This is a genomic window from Qaidamihabitans albus, assembly GCF_016464705.1.
GTDB lineage: Bacteria > Actinomycetota > Actinomycetes > Mycobacteriales > Pseudonocardiaceae > Qaidamihabitans > Qaidamihabitans albus.
Genome location: NZ_JAEHOB010000002.1, coordinates 517,272 through 541,093 on the forward strand (window position 1 = coordinate 517,272; position 23,822 = coordinate 541,093).

Annotated in this window: 23 protein-coding genes; 17 read left to right on the top strand and 6 right to left on the bottom strand. The window is 73.0% G+C overall.

What is annotated here, in order from left to right:
• On the top strand, positions 1–552 hold the full coding sequence (locus JAP66_RS05665) for a pyridoxamine 5'-phosphate oxidase family protein (protein ID WP_199430476.1): 552 nt from the start codon (positions 1–3) through the stop codon (positions 550–552).
• A gap of 32 nt (positions 553–584) precedes the next feature.
• On the opposite strand, the gene JAP66_RS05670 is transcribed toward JAP66_RS05665, so the two are convergent.
• Positions 585–1,280 (bottom strand): SDR family NAD(P)-dependent oxidoreductase, encoded by a 696-nt coding sequence (locus JAP66_RS05670; protein ID WP_307849447.1) that lies wholly within the window; start codon positions 1,278–1,280, stop codon positions 585–587.
• Complete coding sequence (gene ilvD / locus JAP66_RS05675; protein ID WP_199430477.1) at positions 1,277–2,950, bottom strand: dihydroxy-acid dehydratase; 1,674 nt, start codon at positions 2,948–2,950, stop codon at positions 1,277–1,279. Before ilvD ends, JAP66_RS05670 begins: the two co-directional genes overlap by 4 nt.
• A gap of 33 nt (positions 2,951–2,983) precedes the next feature.
• Here ilvD and JAP66_RS05680 point away from each other — a divergent pair, with 33 nt between their 5' ends.
• Positions 2,984–5,365 (top strand): Tex family protein, encoded by a 2,382-nt coding sequence (locus tag JAP66_RS05680; protein WP_199430478.1) that lies wholly within the window; start codon positions 2,984–2,986, stop codon positions 5,363–5,365.
• A 54-nt stretch (positions 5,366–5,419) separates the two neighbouring features.
• Positions 5,420–5,881: a GreA/GreB family elongation factor gene (locus tag JAP66_RS05685; RefSeq protein ID WP_199430479.1), complete on the top strand. Its 462-nt coding sequence runs from the start codon at positions 5,420–5,422 to the stop codon at positions 5,879–5,881.
• Between the two features lie 70 nt (positions 5,882–5,951).
• Here JAP66_RS05685 and mftR read toward each other — a convergent pair whose 3' ends face one another.
• On the bottom strand, positions 5,952–6,593 hold the full coding sequence (gene mftR / locus JAP66_RS05690) for a mycofactocin system transcriptional regulator MftR (protein WP_199430480.1): 642 nt from the start codon (positions 6,591–6,593) through the stop codon (positions 5,952–5,954).
• A 103-nt stretch (positions 6,594–6,696) separates the two neighbouring features.
• Between mftR and mftA the strand changes: the two genes are divergently transcribed.
• Genes mftA through JAP66_RS05760 form a run of 14 tightly spaced genes read left to right on the top strand, consistent with a single transcriptional unit; the run spans position 6,697 to position 19,792 of the window.
• On the top strand, positions 6,697–6,786 hold the full coding sequence (gene mftA, locus JAP66_RS05695) for a mycofactocin precursor MftA (RefSeq protein WP_199430481.1): 90 nt from the start codon (positions 6,697–6,699) through the stop codon (positions 6,784–6,786).
• A complete protein-coding gene (gene mftB, locus JAP66_RS05700; protein ID WP_199430482.1) occupies positions 6,776–7,054 on the top strand; it encodes a mycofactocin biosynthesis chaperone MftB in 279 nt (92 codons plus the stop codon). The genes mftA and mftB overlap by 11 nt, the downstream gene beginning before the upstream one ends.
• Positions 7,055–7,070: 16 nt before the next feature.
• Positions 7,071–8,273: a mycofactocin radical SAM maturase gene (gene mftC / locus JAP66_RS05705; RefSeq protein WP_199430483.1), complete on the top strand. Its 1,203-nt coding sequence runs from the start codon at positions 7,071–7,073 to the stop codon at positions 8,271–8,273.
• On the top strand, positions 8,270–10,246 hold the full coding sequence (locus JAP66_RS05710) for a mycofactocin system FadH/OYE family oxidoreductase 1 (protein ID WP_199430484.1): 1,977 nt from the start codon (positions 8,270–8,272) through the stop codon (positions 10,244–10,246). The genes mftC and JAP66_RS05710 overlap by 4 nt, the downstream gene beginning before the upstream one ends.
• The gene (locus JAP66_RS05715) at positions 10,243–12,213 is read left to right on the top strand and encodes a mycofactocin system FadH/OYE family oxidoreductase 2 (protein ID WP_199430485.1); all 1,971 of its coding nucleotides are present in this window, start codon (positions 10,243–10,245) and stop codon (positions 12,211–12,213) included. The genes JAP66_RS05710 and JAP66_RS05715 overlap by 4 nt, the downstream gene beginning before the upstream one ends.
• Positions 12,210–13,157 carry a mycofactocin-associated electron transfer flavoprotein alpha subunit gene (locus JAP66_RS05720; protein ID WP_199430486.1) on the top strand — a complete coding sequence of 316 codons (948 nt, stop codon included), beginning with the start codon at positions 12,210–12,212 and terminating at the stop codon, positions 13,155–13,157. Before JAP66_RS05715 ends, JAP66_RS05720 begins: the two co-directional genes overlap by 4 nt.
• Positions 13,150–14,499 (top strand): FAD-dependent oxidoreductase, encoded by a 1,350-nt coding sequence (locus JAP66_RS05725; RefSeq protein WP_199430487.1) that lies wholly within the window; start codon positions 13,150–13,152, stop codon positions 14,497–14,499. The genes JAP66_RS05720 and JAP66_RS05725 overlap by 8 nt, the downstream gene beginning before the upstream one ends.
• Before the next feature lie 12 nt (positions 14,500–14,511).
• Positions 14,512–14,808: a ferredoxin family protein gene (locus JAP66_RS05730; protein WP_199430488.1), complete on the top strand. Its 297-nt coding sequence runs from the start codon at positions 14,512–14,514 to the stop codon at positions 14,806–14,808.
• Entirely contained in the window at positions 14,801–15,691 is an 891-nt protein-coding gene (locus JAP66_RS05735; RefSeq protein ID WP_199430489.1) for a mycofactocin-associated electron transfer flavoprotein beta subunit, read from the top strand. The genes JAP66_RS05730 and JAP66_RS05735 overlap by 8 nt, the downstream gene beginning before the upstream one ends.
• Positions 15,688–16,476: a mycofactocin-coupled SDR family oxidoreductase gene (locus JAP66_RS05740; protein ID WP_199430490.1), complete on the top strand. Its 789-nt coding sequence runs from the start codon at positions 15,688–15,690 to the stop codon at positions 16,474–16,476. The genes JAP66_RS05735 and JAP66_RS05740 overlap by 4 nt, the downstream gene beginning before the upstream one ends.
• Positions 16,473–17,795, top strand: coding sequence for a mycofactocin biosynthesis glycosyltransferase MftF (gene mftF / locus JAP66_RS05745; protein ID WP_199430491.1), 1,323 nt, complete (start codon positions 16,473–16,475; stop codon positions 17,793–17,795). The genes JAP66_RS05740 and mftF overlap by 4 nt, the downstream gene beginning before the upstream one ends.
• A complete protein-coding gene (gene mftE / locus JAP66_RS05750; protein WP_199430492.1) occupies positions 17,792–18,472 on the top strand; it encodes a mycofactocin biosynthesis peptidyl-dipeptidase MftE in 681 nt (226 codons plus the stop codon). Before mftF ends, mftE begins: the two co-directional genes overlap by 4 nt.
• Before the next feature lie 22 nt (positions 18,473–18,494).
• Positions 18,495–18,875 (top strand): VOC family protein, encoded by a 381-nt coding sequence (locus tag JAP66_RS05755; RefSeq protein ID WP_199430493.1) that lies wholly within the window; start codon positions 18,495–18,497, stop codon positions 18,873–18,875.
• Positions 18,876–18,928: 53 nt separating this feature from the next.
• Complete coding sequence (locus JAP66_RS05760) at positions 18,929–19,792, top strand: PaaX family transcriptional regulator (protein WP_199430494.1); 864 nt, start codon at positions 18,929–18,931, stop codon at positions 19,790–19,792.
• Between the two features lie 112 nt (positions 19,793–19,904).
• Here the strand turns inward: JAP66_RS05760 and JAP66_RS05765 are convergent, their stop codons facing one another.
• The 3 genes from JAP66_RS05765 to boxB are packed head-to-tail and all read right to left on the bottom strand — an operon-like array spanning position 19,905 to position 23,820.
• A complete protein-coding gene (locus JAP66_RS05765) occupies positions 19,905–20,756 on the bottom strand; it encodes an amidohydrolase family protein (RefSeq protein ID WP_199430495.1) in 852 nt (283 codons plus the stop codon).
• Entirely contained in the window at positions 20,753–22,366 is a 1,614-nt protein-coding gene (locus JAP66_RS05770; RefSeq protein WP_199430496.1) for a benzoate-CoA ligase family protein, read from the bottom strand. Before JAP66_RS05770 ends, JAP66_RS05765 begins: the two co-directional genes overlap by 4 nt.
• 32 nt (positions 22,367–22,398) lie before the next feature.
• Complete coding sequence (gene boxB, locus JAP66_RS05775; RefSeq protein WP_199430497.1) at positions 22,399–23,820, bottom strand: benzoyl-CoA 2,3-epoxidase subunit BoxB; 1,422 nt, start codon at positions 23,818–23,820, stop codon at positions 22,399–22,401.
• Between the last annotated feature and the right edge of the window lie 2 nt (positions 23,821–23,822).

A 23,822-nucleotide genomic window follows, 5' to 3' on the forward strand; every position in this document is an offset into this window, starting at 1 on the left:
GTGAAGCTGCACGAGGGCATCGAAGAGCGCATGCGCGCGTTCCTCCTCGCGGCGCCGATGTTCTTCGTGGGCACGGCACCGCTGTCGGCGGACGGGCACGTGAACGTCTCGCCGAAGGGCATGAAGGGCACGTTCGCGGTGCTCGGCGAACACCGGGTGGCCTACCTCGACTACACGGGCAGCGGCGCGGAGACCCTCGCGCACCTACGGGAGAACGGGCGGATCGTGCTGATGTTCTGCGCGTTCACCGGCCCGCCGAACATCGTGCGACTGCACGGCCGCGGCCGCGTGGTCGTGGCGGGCACCGGGGAGGCCGAGGAGCTGCTCGGCTACTTCCCCGGCGAGCCGGACCGTGGCCTGCGGGCGATCGTCGACGTGCGGGTGGACCGGGTGAGCGACTCGTGCGGGTTCGCGCTCCCGCTCATGGAGCACCAGGGTGACCGGGACCTGCTGACCCGGCGAAACGCGCGCCGCGGCGACGACGACCTCGCCGAGTACTGGGCCACCAAGAACGCCCGCAGCATCGACGGCCTCCCGGCGCTGCCCTCGTGAGTGCGCACGCGAGTTAGAACTCGCGTGCGCACTCACGAGCCGACGCCGTAGACCGGGACGTGTGCGCCGCTGACCACGCCGGAGCCGTCGCCGCAGAGGAACGCGATCACCTTCGCGATCTCCTCCGGAGACACCCAGCCGCTGCGATCGGAGTCCGGCATGGCCTCCCGGTTGCCCGGCGTGTCGATGATGCTCGGCAGCACGGCGTTCACGCGGATCCCGTCCCGCTTGTATTCCGCGGCCATCGCCCCGACGAGCCCGAGCACGGCCGACTTCGATGTCACGTAGCCCGAGGCGCCGGGGAACGGATGCGCCGCCGCGCGGCTCGACATGCACACGATCGCGCCCCCGCCCGCGTCGATCAGGTGCGGGATCGCCGCCTGCGACGTGAGGTAGGTGGGCCGGAGGTTGAGCCGCAGCTGCCGCTCGAACTCCTCCACCGGCACCTCGTGCACCTTGGGCCCCATGCCGAACCCGCCGACGAGGTTCACGACCGCCCGCAGCGGCGCGTCCGGGTCGCCGGCCGCCAGCTCGGCGACCCTGCCGGCCTCGCCGGGCTCGAACAGGTCGGCCGCCACCAGTTCGAGCCCTTCGACCGGCGCGAGACGCTCGCGTTCGGCCTCGTCGATCCACGGCACGACGACCCGCCAGCCCTCGTCGAGCAGGGTTCGCGTCACCGCGGCGCCCAGACCGCCGGTGCCTCCGGTCACCAGTGCCGTGCCACTCACGAGCAGACCGCTCCCTTCGCCGCCGAACCGACCAGTTTCGCGTACTTGGCGAGCACCCCGGTGCGCCGCGGCACCTCGGGCAGCCGCCAGCCCTCCTGCCTTCGCGCCAGCTCCGCCTCGTCGACGACCAGGTCGAGCGTCTGCTTGTCCATGTCCAGCACGATCGGGTCGCCGTCACGGACGAAGGCGATCGGCCCGCCGTGCGCGGCCTCCGGCGCGACGTGGCCGATGCACAGTCCGGTGGTGCCGCCGGAGAAACGGCCGTCGGTGAGCAGCAGCACGTCCTTGCCGAGGCCCGCACCCTTGATCGCGCCGGTCACCGCGAGCATCTCGCGCATGCCCGGCCCGCCGCGCGGCCCCTCGTAGCGGATCACCACGACGTCACCGGGCACCAGCTCGCCGAGCGCGTCCATCGCGGCCTGCTCGCCGTCGAAGACCCGCGCCGTGCCCTCGAAGCGGGCCGTGTCGAACCCGGCGCTCTTCACCACCGCGCCCTCGGGAGCGAGGCTGCCGTGCAGGATCGTCAGGCCACCGGTCGGGTGGATCGGCTCGGCGAGCCTGCGGATCACCTCGCCGTCGAGCTCGGGGGGTGCCAGCTCCGCGAGGTTCTCCGCCAGCGTCTTCCCGGTCACCGTCATGCAGTCGCCGTGCAGCAGGCCGGCGTCGAGCAGGGCCTTCATCACCACGGGGACGCCGCCGACCCGGTCGACGGCCGTCATCACGTGCCTGCCGAAGGGCTTGACGTCGGCCAGGTGCGGCACCCGCGCGCCGATGCGGGAGAAGTCGTCGAGCGTGAGCTCCACCTCGGCCTCGTGGGCGATGGCGAGCAGGTGCAGCACGGCGTTCGTGGAGCCGCCGAGCGCCATCACCACGGCGATCGCGTTCTCGAAGGCCTCCTTCGTGAGGACGTCGCGGGCGGTGAGCCCCATGCCGAGCATCGCCACCACGGCCTCGCCGCTGGCACGGGCGAACCGGTCGCGGCGCCGGTCCACCGACGGCGGGCTCGCCGAGCCGGGCAGCGACATGCCCAGTGCCTCCGCCGCGCAGGCCATCGTGTTGGCGGTGTACATGCCGCCGCACGCGCCCTCACCTGGGCAGATGGCGCGCTCGATCTTGTCCACCTCCTCGCGCGAGATGAGCCCCCGCGCGCACGCGCCCACGGCCTCGAACGCGTCGATGATCGTCACCTCGCGGCCGTCGACATTGCCGGGCAGGATCGAGCCCGCGTAGAGGAACACGGCCGCCACGTCGAGCCGCGCCGCCGCCATCAGCATGCCCGGCAGGCTCTTGTCGCAGCCGGCCAGCAGCACCGTTCCGTCCAGCCGCTCGGCCTCCATCACCGTCTCCACCGAGTCGGCGATGACCTCACGCGACACCAGCGAGAAGTGCATGCCCTCGTGGCCCATCGAGATGCCGTCGGACACCGAGATGGTGCCGAACTCCATGGGGAACCCACCGCCACCGTGCACGCCCTGCTTGCTGGCCTCGGCCAGGCGTTGCAGGGAGAGGTTGCACGGGGTGATCTCGTTCCACGACGACGCGATGCCGATCTGCGGCTTGGCGAAGTCCTCGTCCCCCATCCCGATCGCCCGGAGCATGCCGCGCGCGGCGGTCCGTTCGATCCCGTCGGTTACTTCCCGGCTGCGCGGTTTCACGTCGTGTTCGGCCATGGCCTGATGATGCCTTACGCGCAACAGGGCACAATGCCCGTCGTGGCTGACAAGGTGTCGATTCCCCAGAAAATCGCCGACGAGCTGGGCGTCCGCCCTGGACAGGTGCAGGCCGCGGTGGACCTGCTCGACGGCGGCTCGACCGTGCCGTTCATCGCCCGCTACCGCAAGGAGGTCACCGGCACGCTCGACGACGCGCAGCTACGCACCCTCGAGGAGCGGCTGCGCTACCTGCGTGAGCTGGAGGAGCGGCGCGCGGCGATCCTCGACTCGATCCGCGAGCAGGGCAAGCTCGACGACGAGCTGAAGGCCCGGATCGAGGCGGCGGAGACGAAGGCCCGCCTCGAGGACATCTACCTGCCCTACAAGCCGAAGCGGCGCACGAAGGCGCAGATCGCCAGGGAGGCCGGGCTCGAACCGCTCGCCGACGGGCTGCTCGGGGACCCGGCGAAGGATCCGCAGGCCGCGGCGGCCCTGTTCGTGGACGCCGACAAGGGCGTGGCCGACGCCGCCGCCGCGCTGGACGGCGCGCGGGCCATCCTGGTCGAGCGCTTCGCCGAGGACGCCGACCTCATCGGTGAGCTGCGCGAGCGGATGTGGTCGCGGGGCAGGCTGTCCTCGAAGGTGCGGGAGGGCAAGGAAGCCGACGGCGCCAAGTTCTCCGACTACTTCGACTTCGCCGAGCCATTCACCAAGCTCCCCTCGCACCGCGTCCTGGCGATGTTCCGCGGGGAGAAGGAGGAGATCCTCGACCTGAACACGGAGCCCGACGAGCCCGCCGCACCCGGCGCCGAGCCGCAGACCGGGCCGAGCGACTACGAGACGCGGATCGCCGAGCGCTACGGCATCGCCGACCGCGGCAGGCCCGCCGACAAGTGGCTCACCGACACCGTGCGCTGGGCGTGGCGCACCAAGATCCTCCTGCACCTGGGGATCGACCTGCGCATGCGGCTGCGGCAGGCGGCCGAGGACGAGGCCGTGCGGGTTTTCGCGGCCAACCTGCGCGACCTGCTGCTGGCCGCACCCGCGGGCACCCGGCCGACGATGGGCCTCGACCCCGGCTACCGGACGGGCGTGAAGGTCGCCGTGGTCGACGCCACCGGCAAGGTGGTGGCCACCGACACGATCTACCCGCACAAGCCGCAGGGTCAGTGGAACGAGGCGCTGGTCAAGCTGGAGAGGCTCGCGCGGGAGCATGCGGTGCAGCTGGTCGCGATCGGCAACGGCACCGCCTCGCGGGAGACCGACAAGCTGGCCGGCGAGCTCGTGAAGCTGAGCCCGGAGCTGAAGCTGACGAAGGTCGTCGTGTCGGAGGCGGGCGCGTCGGTGTACTCGGCGTCGGCCTACGCCAGCCAGGAGCTGCCGGAGCTCGACGTGTCGCTGCGCGGTGCGGTCTCGATCGCGCGGCGGCTGCAGGACCCGCTGGCCGAGCTGGTGAAGATCGAGCCGAAGTCGATCGGCGTCGGCCAATACCAGCACGACCTGTCCGAGCTCAAGCTCTCGCGCTCGCTGGACGCGGTGGTGGAGGACTGCGTGAACGGCGTCGGGGTGGACGTCAACACCGCGTCGGCCCCGCTGCTCACGCGCGTGTCGGGCATCGGCTCCGGACTCGCCGAGAACATCGTCCAGCACCGCGACGCCAACGGGCCGTTCCGCTCGCGCACGGCACTGAAGGAGGTCGCGCGGCTTGGCCCGAAGGCGTTCGAGCAGTGTGCCGGTTTCCTGCGCATCCCGGACGGCGACGACCCGCTGGACGCCTCCAGCGTGCACCCCGAGGCCTATCCCGTCGTGCGGCGCATCCTCGACTCGGCGGGCACCGGCCTGCGCGAGCTGATCGGCGACACCCGCACGCTGCGGTCGCTGCGGCCGGAACGCTTCGTGGACGACACGTTCGGGCTGCCCACGGTGACCGACATCCTCGCCGAGCTGGAGAAGCCGGGCCGCGACCCGCGCCCGGAGTTCAAGACGGCGACGTTCGCCGAGGGCGTGGAGACGATGGCCGACCTGAAGCCGGGCATGCGGCTCGAAGGTGTGGTCACCAACGTCGCCGCGTTCGGCGCGTTCGTCGACGTCGGCGTCCACCAGGACGGCCTCGTGCACGTGTCGGCGATGTCGCACAACTTCGTCAAGGACCCGCGCGAGGTGGTCAAGCCGGGGGACGTCGTGCACGTGAAGGTGCTCGACGTCGACATCGCCCGCAAGCGGATCTCGCTCACCCTGCGGCTCGACGACGAGGCGAAACCGGGCGGCGGGGAGCAGCGTGCCTCCGGCGGCGGACCGGGCGGCCGGGGCCGCGGTGACCGGGGCGGGCGCTCCGGCGGTGGTCAGCGCAAGGGCAGGCAGGGCGGCGAGCGGGCCGCACCCGCGGGCGGAGCGATGGCGGAGGCGCTCCGCAAGGCGGGCTACAACCGCTGACCGGCGGCGTGGCGGCACGTGGCGAGGCCGGGCGTCAGCACCGACAATGGAACGATGACGTCGACGCCTGGCCTGAGCCCGGCCGCCCGCGAGCGGCTGGAGCGTGAGCTCGAACAGTTACGTGAACAGCGCGAGGCGCTGGCTCCGCGGCTCGGCGAGGACCCGCTCGGGGACAGCGCCGACCAGGCCGACCTGCTGGAGCGGGCGGAGAGCACATCGTGGATCGACCGGCGGATCAGCGAGATCCAGGACCTGCTCACCGGCGGCCCGGTCGCCGAGTCGGAGTCGGCGCTGCCACCGGGCACGAAGGTCACGCTGCGCTTCGAGGACGGCGACGTCGAGGAGATGCTCGTCATCGGCATCGCCGAGGAGGCCGAGGACGGCCTGTCCACGCTGACCGCGGACAGCCCGCTGGGCCGCGCGATCGCCGAGCACGAGGAAGGCGAGAAGTTCACCTACCGCACGCCCCAGGGCGAGGCGAGTGCGGAGATCGTCAAGCTGACCCCGCCGTCCTGACCGCACGCCGGCCTCGTGAGTGGCTACGCGAGTTAGAACTCGGGTAGCCACTCACGAGGCGGGGGCGGGCTCAGGTGGTGGTGAAGCCGTTGGCGAGCTCGGCGAGCGCGGCGTCGAGGACGTCGCACAGTTCGGCGCCCGGCCTGCTCAGCCAGTGCTCGTAGGCCGCCAGCGCCACGCCGAGGGTCGAGTAGGCCAGCGCCTGCGGCACGAGCGCGTCCGGGCTGGAACCGAGCCGCTCGGCCGCGAAGCCGGCCACCACGGCCCGCCAGTCGGCGTAGCGCAGCGTCGAGTGCGCCTGCAGCGCGGGTACCCGCAGGATCAGCTCCATGCGCCTGCGATGCCACGGCACCTCGGCGGGATCGACCCGGTTGAACTCGACCACCACCGTGCGCACGGCGTCCATCAGCGGCTGGTCGGGCGGGCAGCGCCGGAACTGCTCACGCATCCGTTCGAGCTGCTCGCCGAAGCTGCCCCACACGACGTCGTTCTTGGAGTCGAAGTAGCGGAAGAACGTGCGCCTGCCGATGCCCGCGCCGCGCGCGATCTCGTCGACGGTGGTCGCGTCGAACCCCTCCCGCCCGAACAGCTCGAAGGCCACCTTCTCCAGCTCGTGCTGGCTGGTCGAGCGGCGCCTACCTGGCCGAGCGGACGGTTCTGCTGACTTCGCTGACTCTGCTGACTCCGCTGACTCTGCTGACTCTTCAGCCATGAGCCCTTCCATTTGACACCCAGTGCCATTAATCTCGTGTCCACGGTCACACCAACACGGTCACCCAACGCGGTCACCCAACTCAACGAGGAGTTAGCGTCCCATGAACGAGTCCGAAACCACCGAAGTTACCGTCGAAGAGGATCTGCTCGTCGAGGAAGTCTCGATCGACGGTATGTGCGGTGTCTACTGACGCGGCATTCGACGCCGACCGGCCCTACCGGCTGAGCCCGAACATCGCGCTGCGACCGGAACCGTTCGGTGCCCTCGCCTACGACTTCACGACCAGGAAGCTCTCCTTCCTGAAGACCCGCACGCTCGTCGAAGTCGTTCGCGCACTGGAAAAACAGCCTGACGCGCGATCCGCGCTCGTCTCGGCCGACGTGCCGGACGGCGAGCGCGAGCGCTATCTCGACGCCCTCGCCGGGCTGCTCTCCGCGGGAACCATCGAGGCCCGCTGACCTCTCCAGGAGTCCCATGAAACTCGTCGAGCACTTCCAGCGCGGGCTGGACGCTCCCATCTGCCTCACCTGGGAGCTGACGTACGCCTGCAACCTGTCCTGCGTGCACTGCCTTTCCTCCTCCGGCCGCCGCGACCCCCGCGAACTGTCCACAGCGGAATGCAAGGCGGTGATCGACGAGCTGCAGCGCCTGCAGGTCTTCTACGTCAACATCGGCGGCGGCGAACCCACGGTCCGCCCGGACTTCTGGGAGCTCGTCTCCTACGCCGTGGACCACCAGGTTGGCGTGAAGTTCTCCACCAACGGCGTGCGCATCACCCCGGAGCGGGCCCGCTGGCTGGCGAGCACCGACTACGTCGACGTGCAGCTCTCCCTGGACGGCGCCACCGCGGAGGTCAACGACCACGTTCGCGGGCCCGGTTCGTTCGACACCGTGATCGGCGCGATGGAGAACCTGCGCGAGGCCGGGTTCCGCGACTTCAAGATCAGCGTGGTGCTGACCCGGCAGAACGTCGGGCAGCTCGACGACTTCAAGCGCATCGCCGACCACTACGGCGCCCAGCTGCGCATCACCCGGCTGCGCCCTTCCGGCCGCGGCGCCGACGTGTGGGACGAGCTGCACCCCACCGCCGAGCAGCAACTCACCCTCTACGAATGGCTGCTCGACAAGGGCGAGAACGTCCTCACCGGCGACTCCTTCTTCCACCTCAACGCGCTCGGCTCCACGCCGCTGCCCGGCCTGAACCTGTGCGGCGCCGGCCGGGTGGTGTGCCTGATCGACCCGGTCGGCGACGTCTACGCCTGCCCGTTCGCCATCCACGACGAGTTCCTCGCGGGCAACGTCCGCGACACCGGCGGGTTCACCTCCGTGTGGCGGGAGTCCGACCTGTTCGAACGGCTGCGCACACCGCAGACCGGAGGCTCGTGCACGTCCTGCTCCGCCTACGACTCGTGCCAGGGCGGTTGCATGGCGGCGAAGTTCTTCACCGGCCTTCCACTCGACGGCCCGGACCCGGAGTGCGTGAAGGGCAACGGCGAGCGGGCGCTGGCCGCCGTCGGCGCGGGCACGGAGAAGCCGCGCCCGGACAAGGACCACTCCCGGACCGTGGCGCCGCGCAAGCGCCCGGTGGCCGTGGGCATCGGCTGGGGCCCACCGGAACCCGAGCGCATCCCCGACCGCGCCTGCGACACGAGCCCGCTGGCGGGCTTTCAGCCATGAAGCTCACCGAACCGGCCGAGCTGGCCGGCCGGACCGCACCGTCCCGTGTCCTCTTCGGTCCACACGAGACGAACCTCGGCCGTGGCCGGGCGCTCTCCGACGCCCACGTCGCCTACTACGCACGGCGCGCGGCCGGCGGCGCGGGCATCGTGGTCACCGAGACCGCGAGCGTGCACGAGTCCGACTGGCCCTACGAGCGTGCCCCGCTGGCCGCCGAGTGCGGACCCGGCTGGGCCGGCGTGCTGGGCGCATGCCGTCCACACGGGACGCTGGTGCTCGCGAGCCTCGGCCATGCCGGTTCCCAGGGCTCGTCGGCGTTCTCGCAGCGGCCGCTGTGGGCGCCGTCGCGGGTGCCGGACGTGGCGAGCCGCGAGCTGCCGATGGAGATGGAGACCGCCGAGATCCGGGCGGTCGTCGCGGGGTTCACCGTGGCCGCCGAGCTGACCGTGGACACCGGGCTGGACGGCGTCGAGGTCGACGCCGGCCAGCACTCGCTGCTGCGGCAGTTCCTCTCCGGCCTGACCAACCAGCGCGGCGACGGCTACGGCGGCCACGGCAGGACGCTGCTGCTGCGCGAGGTGCTGGCCGCGGTCCGCGCTCGGATCGGCGCGGGCCGGGTGCTCGGCCTGCGGCTCTCCTGCGACGAGCTGGCGCCGTGGGCGGGTGTCACGCCGGAGCACGCCGCCGGCATCGCGAGCGACCTGGCGGGCGCGGTGGACTACCTCGCCGTCGTGCGCGGTTCGGCGATGGGCACCTCGGCCACCAGACCCGACTCGCACACCGAACCGGGCTTCAACCTGGAGCTGTGCAGGCAGATGCGGGCTGCCGTCGACGGCGCCGCGGCGGTGGCGTTGCAGGGCTCGGTGGTCGACCCCGGGCAGGCGGAGCGGGCACTCACCGACGGCGCCGCCGACCTGGTGGAGATGACCCGCGCGCAGATCGCCGACCCGGAGCTGGTGCGCAAGGTGCGCGCGGGGCAGGCGGAGCGCGTGCGGCCGTGCACGCTGACCAACCAGAGGTGCCGCGTGCGCGACAACCGCAACCCCGTGGTGAGCTGCATCGGCGAACCCCGCAGCGGGCACGAGACCACCGATCCCGCGCCGGAGGACGTCGCGGCGACCGCAGGCACCGGCACGTCCCGTCCGGTGCTCGTGGTGGGCGGCGGCCCCGCCGGGCTGGAGGCCGCGCGGGTGCTCGCGCTGCGCGGCCACCGCGTGCGGCTGGTCGAGCGGGAGGCGGAGCTGGGCGGGATGCTCGCCCTGGCCGCCCGGCTGCCCGGCCGGGCGCGGCTGGGCGCGCTCGCCGGATGGCTGGCCGCCGAGGTGCACCGGCTCGGCGTCGAGGTCGCCACCGGTGCGGAGGCGAACCTCACCGGCCTGGCGGGCGAGGTGATCGTGGCGACCGGCTCCGTTCCCGGCCCGCTGCCGTACACCGTGCACGGGGACGCGCGGGTGCTCGACGTCGCGGACCTGCTCCGCGCGCCCGGGACGCCGCCGGAGGGGCCGGTGACCGTCTACGACCCGGTGGGCGACGCGGTCGGCGTCGGCGTGGCCGAGCTGCTCGCGGCCGCGGGGCGGGCGACCACGATCGTGACCCAGGACCAGGTGGTGGGCACCCAGCTCGCGCTGACCGGCGACCTCGCCGACGCCAACGCGCGCCTGCAGCGGGCGGGCGTGCGGCTTGCCAAGCGCAGCGTCCTGCGGGCAGTGCACCCCGGGCACGTACTGGTGACCGACGCCTTCACCGGCACGCCCACCGAGCTCGACTCCGCGACGCTCGTCCACTGCGGACACCGGCTGCCCGATCCGGCGCCGGTGCCGGGGCACGCCAGGGTGGCCGGGGACCGGGTGGCACCCCGCACCGTGCACGAGGCGGTGCTGGAAGGCCGCCGTGCCGCGCTGGCGCTCGTGAGTGCTCACCGGCGTTCTAACTCGGGTGAACACTCACGAGCCACGACGGGAGTGGCGCTGTGACCGCAACCGGCCGGTACCGGTACCTGTTCCGCCCGCTGCGGATCGGGCCGGTGACGCTGGCCAACCGCGTGGTGTTCTCGGCGCACCTCACCAACTACGCGGCCGACGGGCTGCCGAGCGAGCAGCACGCGGCGTACTACGCGGCCCGCGCGGCGGGCGGCGCCGGGCTGATCATCACCGAGGAGCACTCGACCCACCCGACGGACTGGCCGTACGAGAAGCTGATCCACGGCTTCCATCCCGAGGTCGTGCCCGGCTACCGGCGGATCACCGACGCGGTGCACGCACACGGGGTGCCGATCTTCGCGCAGCTCAACCACAACGGCGGGCAGGCGTCCAGCATGTACTCGCGGCTGCCGGTGTGGGCGCCCTCGCCGGTGCCCGACCCGATGTTCCGCGAGGTGCCGAAGGCCGTGACGATCGCGGAGATCGACGAGATCGTCGCCGGTTACGCCACGGTCGCCGGCCACTGCCGGGCCGGTGGCTTCGACGGCGTGGAGCTGCAGTGCTCGCACTCCTCGATCGTGCGCGGCTTCCTCTCCCCCGCCACCAACGTGCGCACCGACGACTACGGCGGAACGCTCGCCAACCGGGCCCGGCTGCTGCTGCGGCTGGTGGACGCCGTGCGTGAGGCCATCGGGCCGGATCTGGCACTGGGGGTGCGGCTCTGCGGCGACGAGCTGATCGAGGGCGGCACCACGATCGACGAGGCGGTCGAGGTCGCACGCCGGGTCGAGGCGACCGGCAAGGTGGACTACATCAACACCTCGATCGGCGTGGCCACTTCGACGCTCTACATGATCGAGGCATCGATGAGCGTCCCGCCGGGCTACGCGATGTTCATTCCGAGCGCCATCCGTAAGGCGGTGGAGCTGCCGGTGGTCGGCGTCGGCCGGTTCAAGGACCCGGTGCAGGCCGACCGCGCGCTCGCCGAGGGCCATGCCGACCTCATCGGAGTGGTCCGCGGGCAGATCGCCGACGCCGACTTCGTGGGGAAGGCCCGCGCCGGGCACGCCACCGACATCCGCACGTGCCTTTCGTGCAACCAGGAGTGCGTCGGCCGGATGGGCCTCAACCGCTGGCTCGGCTGCATCGAGAACCCGCGCACCGGCAGGGAGAGCGTGCCACTGCCGATGCCGGTCCGGCGCGGCCGCCGGGTGGTGGTCGTCGGCGGCGGGCCTGCCGGGTTGCAGGCCGCGGCGACGGCCGCCGAGCGCGGGCACGAGGTGACGCTGCTCGAACGGCGGCAGTCCACCGGTGGCCAGGTGAGCGTGGCGGCGAGCGTGCCGAGCCGGGCGGAGTTCCTCGACGTCGTGCGCAACTCGCTGGCCGAGTGCCGCCGCCACGGCGTGGACGTGCGGACCGGCCTCGGCGCCACCGCCGGGGAGGTCCGGGCGCTGCGCCCGGAGGTGGTGGTGCTCGCGACCGGCGCCCGCCCGCAGCCGCCGTACTGGAAGGGCGAGCTGGACCGGGTGGTCGACGTGCGCGACGTGCTGGAGGGCCGCGCGGCGCCGGAGGGCGACGTGGTCGTGGTCGACGATCTCGGCTTCCACCAGGCCACCTCGGTCGCGGAACTGCTCGCCGACCGGGGCTGCACGGTCCGGATCTCCACGTCCGGCATGGTCGTGGGCCAGGACCTCGGCGTGACGTTGGACCTGGAGACGTTCAACGTGCGGGCGGCGGCGAAGGGCATCACACAGACCACCGACGAGGTCGTGCTCGGCGCCACCGCCGACGGCAGCACCGGTGGTGTGCGGCTGCAGATGCTGACGCACACCACCGGGTCGACCACCGAGGTGCCGTGCGACTGGGTGGTGTGCGCGACGCACCAGGAACCGGAGGACGAGCTGTGGCACGAGCTGTCCGGGGCGGCCGGGTTCGAGGTGCACCGGGTCGGTGACTGCGTGGCACCGCGGCGCGCGCATGCCGCCGTGATCGAGGGGCACCGGGTGGCGGCAGGGATATGACCACTCAGCACACCGTGCACACGGACTCCCTCGCCGTGCTGGTGATCCGCGACGGCGTACCGCCGCTCGGCGGGGACGAGGCGATCGCCGAGGCCGGGGGCGCGGCGCTGCTCGCGGGCACCGGCTGCGCCGACGCGGCCACGCGGTTGCCGCCGCTGCGCCGCGGGTGGTGCGCCGAGGCCGGTGCGTTCGCCCCGGGGACCTGGGCCCGCGCCTTCGCCCCGCTCCTGCGGGACGTACCGCGCATCGTGCTGCCCGCCTCGGCCGACGGCAGGGACCTCGCGCCCCGGCTCGCCGCCGAGCTGGACCGCCCTTTGCTCGCCGGGGCCGTGCGGGTCGGCGAGCGCTGTGCCGAGCTGGCGCGCTGGGACGCCCGGCTGGCGGTGACCGTGGAGACGCCGCACCCGTTCGTCGCCACCCTGGTGCCCGGTGTGCGCGGCTGCGTGCCGTTCGACGGCACCCCGGAACTGTCCACCGTGGACTTCGCGGCGGTGGGGCGGCGGGACGCCGAGGTGCTGGAGGTGCTTGAGCCCGACCCGGAGACCGCGGACCTCGCCGAGGCACCCCGCATACTCGGTGCGGGCGCCGGGCTGGCGAGGGGCGAGCTGTCCGGCCCCGAGTCGGTGGCCCTGCTCGGCAGGGTCGCGGCCGCCCTCGGCGCCTCGGTCGGCGCGACCAGGGTGGTGACCGACGCGGGCTGGGCACCCTACGAACGGCAGATCGGCACCACCGGCGTGGTGGTCGACCCGGAGCTGTACGTGGCTTTCGGCGTCTCCGGCGCGGCACAGCACACGGGCGGCCTCGGCGCGCCCCGGCACGTCGTGTCGGTGAACACCGACGCCAGCTCACCGATGACCACCCTGGCCGACCTCGGGCTCGTCACCGACGCGCAGGCACTGGTGCGGGAACTGGCCCGCCGACTCACGGAGGGTACCGATGCGTGACCGGGCAGGCCCCGCGGCCGAGGCCGTCACGGTGCGGCGACCGGAGGCGGCCGACTTCGACGCCGTCGTGGTCGGCGCGGGACCCGCGGGTTCCGCGGCCGCGCTGGAGCTGGCCAGGGCAGGGCACTCGGTGGCGCTGGTGGAGCGCGGGCCGTTCCCCGGCTCGAAGAACGTCTACGGCGGCGTCGTCTACGGCCGGATCCTCGACGAGCTGATCCCGGACTGGTACGAGCGGATGCCGGTGCAGCGCTGGATCACCCGGCGGCAGACGATGCTGCTGTCCGGCGACCGCTCGCTCACGGTCGACTTCCGCAGCCAGAACTGGGGCCGGGCGCCGTACAACGGGGCGACGACCTACCGCGCGGAGTTCGACAGCTGGCTCGCCGGGCACGCGCGGGCGGCGGGCGCCGTGCTGGTGCCGTCCACGGTGGCCACCGCGCTGCTGCGCACCGCGGACGGGCAGGTCGTGGGCGTGCGCACGGACCGGCCGGACGGCGACCTCACCGCACGGGTGGTGATCGCCTGCGACGGCGTGAACTCCTTCCTCGGCAAGCAGGCCGGTCTCCACCCGGACGAGCAGGCCGCGCACACCACGCTCGGCGTCAAGGAGACCCTGGCGCTGCCCCGGGAGACGATCGAAGAGCGGTTCGGCGTCACCGGCACCGACGGCGTGGACATCGAGATCCTCGGCGGCACGAGCGGCGTGCCGGGCGGGGGCTTCCTCTACACCAACCGGGACACCGTGAGCGTCGGGCTCGTGCTCGGCCTGCCGGGACTGGCGAAGGCCGGGCTGCGCCCGGAGGAGATCCTGGCCGAGCTCAAACAGCATCCCTCGGTGCGGCCGCTGGTGCGCGGCGCGGAGGTGGTGGAGTACTCGGCGCACCTCATTCCCGAGGGCGGCTACCGGTCGATGCCCCGGCTCGGCGGGAACGGGCTGCTGCTGGCCGGCGACTCCGCGGCGATGTGCCTGGCGGCGGGGATCTGGCTGGAGGGCGTGAACTTCGCGCTCGGCTCGGGCATGTACGCGGGCCGGGCCGCGGCGAACGGGCTGCGCTCGGGTGGTCCGGCGGTGCTCGGCGAGTACCGGAGGCTGCTGGAGAAGTCGTTCGTGCTGGCCGACCACAAGAAGCTGCGCGACGCACCCGGGCTGGTGCTGTCCGAGCGCGTGCAGCACCGTTACCCGGGACTGGTGTGCGACCTCGCCGAGGGCATGTTCACCGTGGACAACCCCCGCCCCAAGCCGGGCCTGCGCAGGCTGCTGCGGCGCGCGGCGAGGCACAACGGGGTGCGGATGCGCGAGCTGGCCCGCGACGCGCTCACCGGCCTACGCTCGTTCGGATGAGGTGAGGTGGCCATGACCCAGCGATACGGCGACATCGCGTTCGAGGACCGGATGTCCCAGGTGGACTTCCGGGTCGCCGGGAACGCGCACATCGTGGTGGACACCGACGTCTGCCGCTCGTGCACCACGAAGGCGTGCGTGCACGCGTGCCCGGCGAAGCTGTTCGTGCCCACCGACGACGGCGGCATCCTGTTCAACTACGAGCAGTGCTTCGAATGCGGCACCTGCTACCTGGTGTGCGACGGCGGCAACGCGATCAGCTGGAGCTACCCGGACGGCGGGCAGGGCGTGGTGTTCCGCCATGGCTGACCTGGGAGACCTTGCCGACCCGCTGGTGGTCGTCGCCCTGCGCTGGGCCGACGCTCGCGCCCGCGTCGACCCGCTCACCGGCGAGGTCGGCACCGACCCGCGTGGCGCGGGCCCCGGCGAGGCCGACCGGTGCGCGCTGGAGCACGGCCTGCGGATCGCCGGAGCCACCGGTGCCCGCTGCGCCGCCGTGACGCTCGCCCCGCCACCGGCCGAGGAGATGCTGCGCGACGCGCTCGCCTGCGGCGCGGACGAGGTACTGCGGGTCGACGTGGCGCCCGAGGACCCGCGGCTGCCGGACTCCGGCGCGGCCACCGCAAGGGCACTCGCCAGGTCGATCCGCGCCGAGCTGGGCGATCCCGGCCTGCTGCTCACCGGCGACCACTCCGCCGACCGCGGCACCGGCGCCACCCCGGCCTTCCTGGCCGCCGAGCTCGGCTGCGCACAGGCACTCGGGCTGGTCGAGCTGTCCCTCGTGGACGGGCGGCTGGCCGGGCTGCGCAGGCTCGACCGGGGCCGCAGGGAGCGGCTCGCGATCCCGGTGCCCGCGGTGTGCTCGGTGGAACCGGCCGGGGTGCGGCTGCGCCGGGCCGGGCTGCCGGGGACGCTGCGCGCCCGCGAGGCCGTGATCCCGGCGATCCCGGCGATCCCGGTCGCCTCCGGGCAGACCGGTGCCGAGCCGCCGTCCGTGCGCGCTGCCCGCCCGTACCGGCCGAGGGCGAAGGAGCTGCCTGCGCCGCAGGGCGACGATCCGCGGCTGCGGCTGCTCCGGCTCACCGGCGCCCACGAGGAACGGGAGCCGCCCCGCGTGGTCGTCACCGAGGACCCGGCGGAGGCCGCCGACGAGTTGCTCGCGTTCCTGCGCGACCGGGGCTACCTGCCATGAGCGACGCGAGGACCGCCGTGGTCACGGGAGCGGCCCGCGGGATCGGCGCCGCGGTCGTCCGCCGCCTCGCGGCCTCGGGCTGGCGGGTGGTGGCCGTGGACCGCTGCGCCGACGATCCCCGCGTGCCCTATCCGCTGGGCACCCGCGGCGAACTCGCCGCGCTCGCCGCCGAGCACCCCGGCACGGTGGTCGACGTGGTCGCCGACGTGCAGGACCTCCCGGCGCTGCGCGACGCCGTCGCCACCGCCGAGGAACGCTTCGGCGGGCTCGACGCCGCCGTGGCCGGGGCGGCCCTGATGGCGGGCGGGCGGCCGCTGTGGGAGAGCGACGACACCGAGTGGGACGCGCTGTTCGACGTCGGCGTGCACGGCGTCGCCAACCTGGCGCGCGCCGCGGTGCCCGCGCTGCTGCGCCGCCCCGAGCCACGCGAGGGCCGCTTCGTCGCGCTCGCGTCGGCCGCCGCGCACCACGGGCTGTGGCACCTTGCTGGGTACAACGCCGCCAAGCACGCCGTGGCCGGGCTGATCCGCGGGCTGGCCACCGACCTGCGCGGCACCGGTGTCTGCGCCACCGCGGTCTCACCCGGATCGACCCGCACCGACATGCTCACCGCCACGGCCCGGCTCTACGACCTCGCCGACATCCGGGAGTTCGCCCGGCACCAGCTCGTGGACCGGCTGCTGGAGCCGGACGAGGTGGCGGCCGCCGTGTGCTTCCTGTGCTCGCCGGAGTCCTCCGCGATCACCGGCACCGTCCTGCACGCGGACGGCGGTTTCGCGGGATGAGGCCGGGCACGCGGCTGAGGCTGGACGACTCGGTGCGCCGCAGGGGCGGCCTGCTGATCGGCGGATCGCCGCTGCGGCTGCTGCGGCTCGGGCCGGGCGGCACGCGGCTGCTCGACCGCTGGGTGGCGGGCGAGCCACTCCGCGCCGACGAGCGGGAGCGGACGCTCGCCCGGCGCCTTGTCGACGCCGGTCTGCTGCACCCCGAGCCGCCCGCCGGGCTCGGCGCGGCCGACGTGACGCTCGTGGTGCCGGTCAGGGACAACGCGGGCGGCCTCGCCAGGCTGCTCGCGGCGACCCCGGAGATCACCGAGCGGATCGTCGTGGACGACGGTTCCGCGGAGCCGCTGCCCGGCGCCCGCGTGCGGCACGAGCGCCCCGAGGGACCGGCGGCGGCGCGCAACGCGGGCTGGCGGCTCGCGGCCACCGAGATCGTGGCCTTCCTCGACTCCGACACCGTTCCCGAGCCCGGCTGGCTGGACGCGGCGCTGCTGCCCCAGTTCAGCGATTCCCGGGTGCTCGCGGTGGCGCCCCGCATCCGCAGCACGCCCGGCCCCGGCGCCCTCGCCGGTTACGAGGCCGACCGGTCCAGCCTCGACCTGGGGCCGCGGGCCGCGCCAGTGCGGCCGATGAGCCGGGTGAGCTACGTGCCGAGTGCCGCGCTGCTCGTCCGCCGCACCGCGCTGGCCGCCGTGGGCGGCTTCGACCCGGCGCTGCGCTTCGGGGAGGACGTGGACCTGGTGTGGCGGCTGCTGGAGCACGGCGGCGTCCGCTACCAGCCCGCCGCCGTCGTACGGCACCTTCCCCGCCCGCACCTGTGGCCGTGGCTGCGGCAGCGGTTCGAGTACGGCACCTCGGCGGCCCCGCTGTCGGCGCGGCATCCCGGGCAGCTTAGCTGCGCGCGCCTTTCGGCGTGGAGCGCGGCGTCGTGGGCGCTGCTCGCCGCCGGGCACCCGTTGGTGGCGCTCGGCCTCGCGGCCGGGAGCACGGCGCTGCTCCCCCGCAAGCTGCCCGGCCGGGGAGTGCCCGCGGCCGAGTCGCTGCGGCTGGCCGGTCTCGGGCACCTCGGCGCGGGGCGGCTGCTCGCCGAAGCCACCCGCCGCGCGTGGTGGCCCACGGCGCTGCTCAGCCGGCGGGGCAGGCGCGTGCTGCTGGCGAGCCTGCTGCCGTGCCTGGCCGAGTCCGCCCGGCACGGCCCGGCGTGGGCGGCGCTGCGGATCGCCGACGACCTCGCCTACGGCGCCGGGGTGTGGGCGGGCTGCGCGCGGCACCGCACGCTCGCGCCGCTGCTGCCCCGGTTCACCGAGGGGTCGCTGCGATGACCTGGCTCGGCGGGCTGCGCTGGCCCGAGGTCGGCGACGGCGCCCTGCTCGCCGTCCCGCTCGGCGCGACCGAACAGCACGGCCCGCACCTGCCGCTGGACACCGACACCGCCGTGGCGGCCGAGCTGTGCCGCAGGCTCGCCGAGCGCGTGCCGGACGTGCTCGTGGCGCCCGCACTGCCATACGGCTCCAGCGGCGAGCACGCGGGCTTCCCGGGCACGCTGTCGATCGGCCGGGAGGCGCTCGAGCTCGCGCTGGTGGAACTGGTGCGCTCGGCCGACCACTTCGCCGGGGTAGTGCTGGTCAGCGGCCATGGCGGGAACGCGGAGCCGCTGCGCGGGGCGGTGCGGCTGCTGCGCGCCGAGGGCAGGCGGGTGCTGGCGTGGCTGCCCTCCGGGCGGGCCGACGACTCCCACGCCGGGCGCACGGAGACCTCGGCCGTGCTCCGGCTGCGCCCTGGCGACGTCCGGCTCGCACTGGCCGAACGCGGCCGTACCGAGCCGCTGCCGGAGCTGCTCGGCCGTCTGACGCGCGACGGCGTCCGCGCGGTCAGCCCGAACGGGGTGCTCGGTGACCCGGCAGGCGCCTCGGCCGGGGAGGGCGAGACCGTGCTCGCGACGTGGACGGACGCCCTGGTGCGGTCCGTGCGCGCCTGGTCGGCCTTGACTTCGACCTAACTAGAAGTTTTAGCTTCGGGGTATGCCAGTTCAGCTCAACCACACCATCGTCGCGGCGCGGGACAAGAAGGTCGCCGCGAACTTCCTGACCGACATCCTCGGGCTCGCACCGCCCGAGCCGTTCGGACCGTTCCTCGCCGTGCGGGTTGACAACGATGTCACGCTCGACTACCTCGACGCGGACTCCGTGACCTCGACGCACCTGGCGTTCCTGGTCGGCGAGGACGAGTTCGACGAGATCTTCGACCGGATCCGGCAGCGGGACGTACGGTACTGGGCCGATCCGGGTCACCAGCGACCCGGCGAGATCAATACCAACGACGGTGGCCGCGGCGTGTACTTCGAGGATCCGGACGGCCACAACCTGGAGATCCTGACCCGCCCGTACGGCAGCGGGGGCTGACCGGCTCGCTACCCTCGTCGGATGCACGACCAGCGACGAGAGTGGTGACGGCGATGGGATCCGCCGCAGGCAGGCACACCCGGCCGGTGGTCAGCAGGCGCCGCGAGGTCAGCCACATGAGCGCCCGATCGCTGCTGATGACGCTGCTGGGCGAGTTCGTCCTGCCGCGGGACCGTCCGGTGTGGACGTCCGTGCTGGTCGACGCGCTCGCCACCTTCGACGTCGAGGAGAAGTCGGCCCGGCAGGCGCTCGCGCGCACCGCGGCCGAGGGCTGGCTGGAGTCCGAGCGGGTCGGCAGGCGGGTGCGGTGGTCGCTGACGGCACCCGGCCGGAGCCTGCTCACCGAGGGTGCCCGGCGGATCTACGAGTTCGGCAGCACCGAGCAGCCGTGGGACGGGCGGTGGGTGATCCTGCTGGTCTCCGTTCCCGAGTCCAAGCGCGACCTGCGCCACCAGCTCCGCACGAAGCTGACGTGGGCCGGTTTCGGGTCCCCGGAACCCGGCGTGTGGATCACCCCGCACGCCGCCCGCGAGTCCGAGGCGCTGGCCGTCGTCGAGGCGCTCGACCTGCGCGACGCGATGTCGTTCGTCGGCGCCTACGGTGCCGTGGGCGAGCAGGGCACGATGGTCACGCGGGCATGGGACCTGCGGGAGCTGGAGGCCCGCTACGAGGAGTTCATCGACGAGTTCGGCGGGCTGGAGCCGAGCGGTGGCGACGCCGTGCTGGACGCGCAGACCCGGCTGGTGCACGAGTGGCGGCGGTTCCCGTTCCTCGACCCGCAACTGCCCGCGTGCCTGCTGCCGGAGAACTGGAGCGGAGCCAAGGCCGCGGAGCTGTTCCACCGCAAGCACGTCGAATGGCGGCCCGCCGCCCAGCGGCGCTGGGACGAGCGCCTGGACAACGAAGCCGCCGCCTGACCGTGTCCGCGCCTCCCGCACGCGTGTCCGCACTCTGTGCGCGCGCGGCCGCGCTCCATGGACACCGCTTGCGCACAGGACGCCGATACGTGTGCACGGCACGCGGACACGATCAGAAGGGGCCGTAGAGTTTGGTGGCGTTGCCGGCGAGGACGTCGCGCAGGACGCCCTCCGGCAGCCCGAGCCCTGCCAGCGCCCGCACGTTGCGGGCCGCGCCTGGCACGCCCGGCCAGTCGGTACCGAAAACGCATCTCGCGGCCAGCTTGGCGAAGTCGAACCGGGCGTAGTACTCCGGCAGCTTCTTCGGCGGCAGGCCGGCCAGGTCGAGCCACACGTTGTCACGGGCGAGCGCGAGGAACGCCGCCACGTCGTACCACCAGCCCCGCCCGCCGTGCGCGAACACGAACGGCACCGCGGGAAAGTCCTCGACGACGTCGCTGAGCAGCTCCGGATTGCCGAAGCTCGTGCGCGAACCCGGGAAGGTACTCGTCCCGGAATGCAGAATCACCGGGACGCCGCGCTCCTCGCACACCCGGTAGGCGGCGTAGAGCTCCCGGTCCGCGGGCGAGAACGCACCGTGCACCGGGTGCAGCTTCAGCGCCACCGCTCCCAGGTCCAGCTGACGCTCCACCTCGGCCCCCAGCGGGTGGTGCAGGTGCGGGTTCACGTTCGCGACAAGCCGGAACCGCTCGGAGTTGTACCGCACGATCGGCAGGTTGTCCTCGATCGGCTGGATGCCGGTCGCCCGCGGGCTGTACTCGCAGAACAGCAGCGCGCGGTCGATGCCCTCCGCCTCGAACAGCGCGTCCAGCCGGGCCGGATCGGGCGTGCCGTGCTCGTCGTAGGCGGTGCGCCACGGGTGCGGGCCGGAGAAGCGCTCGGCCCACTCCGACCACGCCGGTTTCAGCGTCGGCAGCCTGGGCACGTGGACGTGCGCGTCGACGACGGTGCGGCCGTCGATCATGGCGCCCCTGCGGGCTCGGCGGCCGCTTCGCCCGCCTGCTCCGTGGCGGGAGCGGCCACGAGCTCCCGGAGGACGTTGCGGCGGATCTTGCCGGTGGCGGTCTTCGGCAGCTCGGACAGCTGCACCACCGCGCGGGGACGTTTGAACGCGGCGAGCCCGTCGCGGCACCACTGGATCAGCGCGGCGCCGTCGACGGACCTGCCCGGCACCGGCACCACGCAGGCCACCGGCTTGTCCAGCTCGTCGGAGTCGGGCACGCCGACCACCACCGCCTCGGCGACGTCCGGATGCTCCAGCAGCCGGTCCTCCACCTCGCTCGGCGTGACCCAGATGCCGCCCGCCTTGAGCATGTCGTTGAACCGGCCGAGGCACGAGTAGCTGCCGTCGTCGTTGCGCACGTAGGTGTCGCCGGTGCGCATCCACTCCCCCAGGAACACCCTGCGCGACACCTCCGCCCGGCACCAGTATCCGGTCGCGGCGCTCTCCCCCCGCACGTACAGCTCGCCCGGCTGCCCTGCGGCCTCGATCACCGCGCCGTGCTCGTCGCGAATCTCCACGTCGTAGCCGGGCACCGGTGTGCCGGACGACGCGGGCCGCACCCGGCCCGGCCGGTTGGACATGAAGATGTGCAGCATCTCGGTGGAGCCGATGCCGTCGAGCACCTCGACGCCGAACCACTCGCGCATGCCGTGATACATCCGCGCGGGCAGCGCCTCCCCCGCCGACACACCCAGCCGCACGGTCGCGAACGCGTCGTCGGCGACGGCGCCAGCCAGCAGCGGGCCCCAGAAACTCGGTGTGCCGAACAGCAGCGTCGCGCGCTGCGCGGTGGCGCGCTCGGCGATCAGCTGCGGTGTGGGGCGCGCGGCCTCCAGCAGTGCCGTGGCGCCGACCGAGAGCGGGAAGAACATGGAGTTGCCGATGCCGTAGGCGAAGAACAGCTTGGCCACCGAGAGGCAGCGGTCCTCACGCGTGATGCCCAGGACCCGCTGCCCGTAGTTCTCGGCCACGAACGGGATGTCCGCGTGCCGGTGCATCGCCGCCTTCGGCGTCCCCGTGGTGCCGGAGGTGTAGAGCCACAGCACAGGCGAGTCGGCCCACGTCGGGTAGGGCGCGGCGACCTCGCCGGCGCCGCGCAGCCGCTCCCAGTCGTCGGTGAGTATCACGTGCTCGACGTCCGGCGCCCGCTCCACCGCGGTGCGCACCGCACCGGCGAACTCCGTGGAGCCCAGCACCACGCGGGCCCGGCAGTCGGCGACGAGGGTGCCCAGCTCACCGCCGGTGAGCATCGTCGAGCACGGCACGGCCACCGCGCCCAGGTACATGCTCGCGAGGATCGCGGTGAACAGCTCGACCTCGTCGGTCATGCACATCAGCACGCGTTCCTCGGGGCGCACACCCAGCTCCCGCAGGCCACCGGCGACCCGGCGCACCTCGGCGCCGAGGTCTGCATAGCTCACCGTGCGGCTGTTGGAGATCACCGCGGTGCGGTCGCCGTCCCCCGCGGCGACGTGCCGGCCGACCAGGTACTCGGCCGCGTTGAAAGCGGGTGCCGGCTGTGTGCTCGACATGTTCGACGCGCTCGTGACGCCGGGGCTCGTCTCGGTCATGTGGCCTCATCTCCCGCGCTCTGGGCCCCGCCTCAGCTCAGGTGGACGTATTCGTAGTCGAACGGCTTTCCGTTGATGCCGTTGGCCGGGGGCGCCACCCAGCTCGCGATCTTGCCACGTTCGTAGACCGGTTTCATCAGTGAACGCACGAAGGTCAGGTCCTCGGCGGTGGGCAGCCAGTGGTCCCTGGCCGCCTGCCACGTCCCCTCGTCGACGATCGTGCCGTCCGGCGTGATGTGGTGGCCGGAGTTGATCCCGACCTGCCGGTTGAAGCCCGGGTGCGGGAGCTTGAACCGGAAGTCGATGCCGTTCTCGGCGAGGATCTTGTTCCAGCGCTTGATCCCGGTGCGGCAGTCGGCGATGTACTCCTCGCGCAGGTCGAGGTTGAGTGCGAGGATCGTCTGGATCTCCTCCTGGGTCCAGGTGCCGTCCTCGCGCGGCTTGTCGAGCACCACGCTGTCGTCGGTGAGCTGGTGGTCGTCCTTGCGGCGCGGCTCCAGCCAGCGGCCCTTGAGACCCGCGGTGTAGTAGTTGGCCGCGTTGGTGGAGGTCTCGCTGCCGAAGAGATCCAGCGAGACGCTGTAGTGGAAGTTGATGTACTTCTGGATGATGTCGAGCGGGATGCCGCCGTGCGAGGCGATGTCGAGGGTGTCGTGCTCGCGGATCAGCTCGGCACTGCGCGTGACGACGCGGTCGACACCGGTGGTGCCGACGAACATGTGGTGCGCCTCTTCCTTGAGCATGAACTCGCACGTGCGCGACAGCGGGTCGAACGCCGACTCCTTGAGGGTGCCCAGCTGGTACTTGCCGTCACGGTCGGTGAAGTAGGTGAACATGTAGAAGGCCAGCCAGTCGGCGGTCTCCTCGTTGAACGCGCCCAGGATGCGCGGCGTGTCGGGGCTGCCGGAGTTGCGGTACAGCAGCGCCTCCGCCTCCTCCCGGCCCTCCCGGCCGAAGTAGGCGTGCAGCAGGTACACCATCGCCCACAGGTGCCTGCCCTCCTCGACGTTGACCTGGAAGAGGTTGCGCAGGTCGTACAGGCTCGGCGCGCTGAGCCCGAGCAGCCGCTGCTGCTCCACGGAGGCCGGCTCGGTGTCGCCCTGGATGACGATGAGCCGCTGCAGGTCGGCCCGGTACTCGCCGGGCACCTGCTGCCACACCGGCTCCCCGCGGTGCTCGCCGAAGGCGATGCGCCGGTCCGGGTCGCGCTCGGCCAGGAAGATGCCCCACCGGTAGTCGGGCACGTTGACGTGGTCGAAGTGCGCCCAGCCCTCGCGGCCGACGCTGACCGCGGTGCGCAGGTAGACGCCGTGGGTCTCCAGGGTGGGTCCCATCTCGCCCCACCAGTGCAGGAACTTCGGCTGCCAGCCCTCCAGCGCCCGCTGCAGGCGGCGGTTGCCCGCCAGGTCGACGTTGTTCGGGATCTTCGCGTCGTAGTCGATCTTCTCCGGCATGG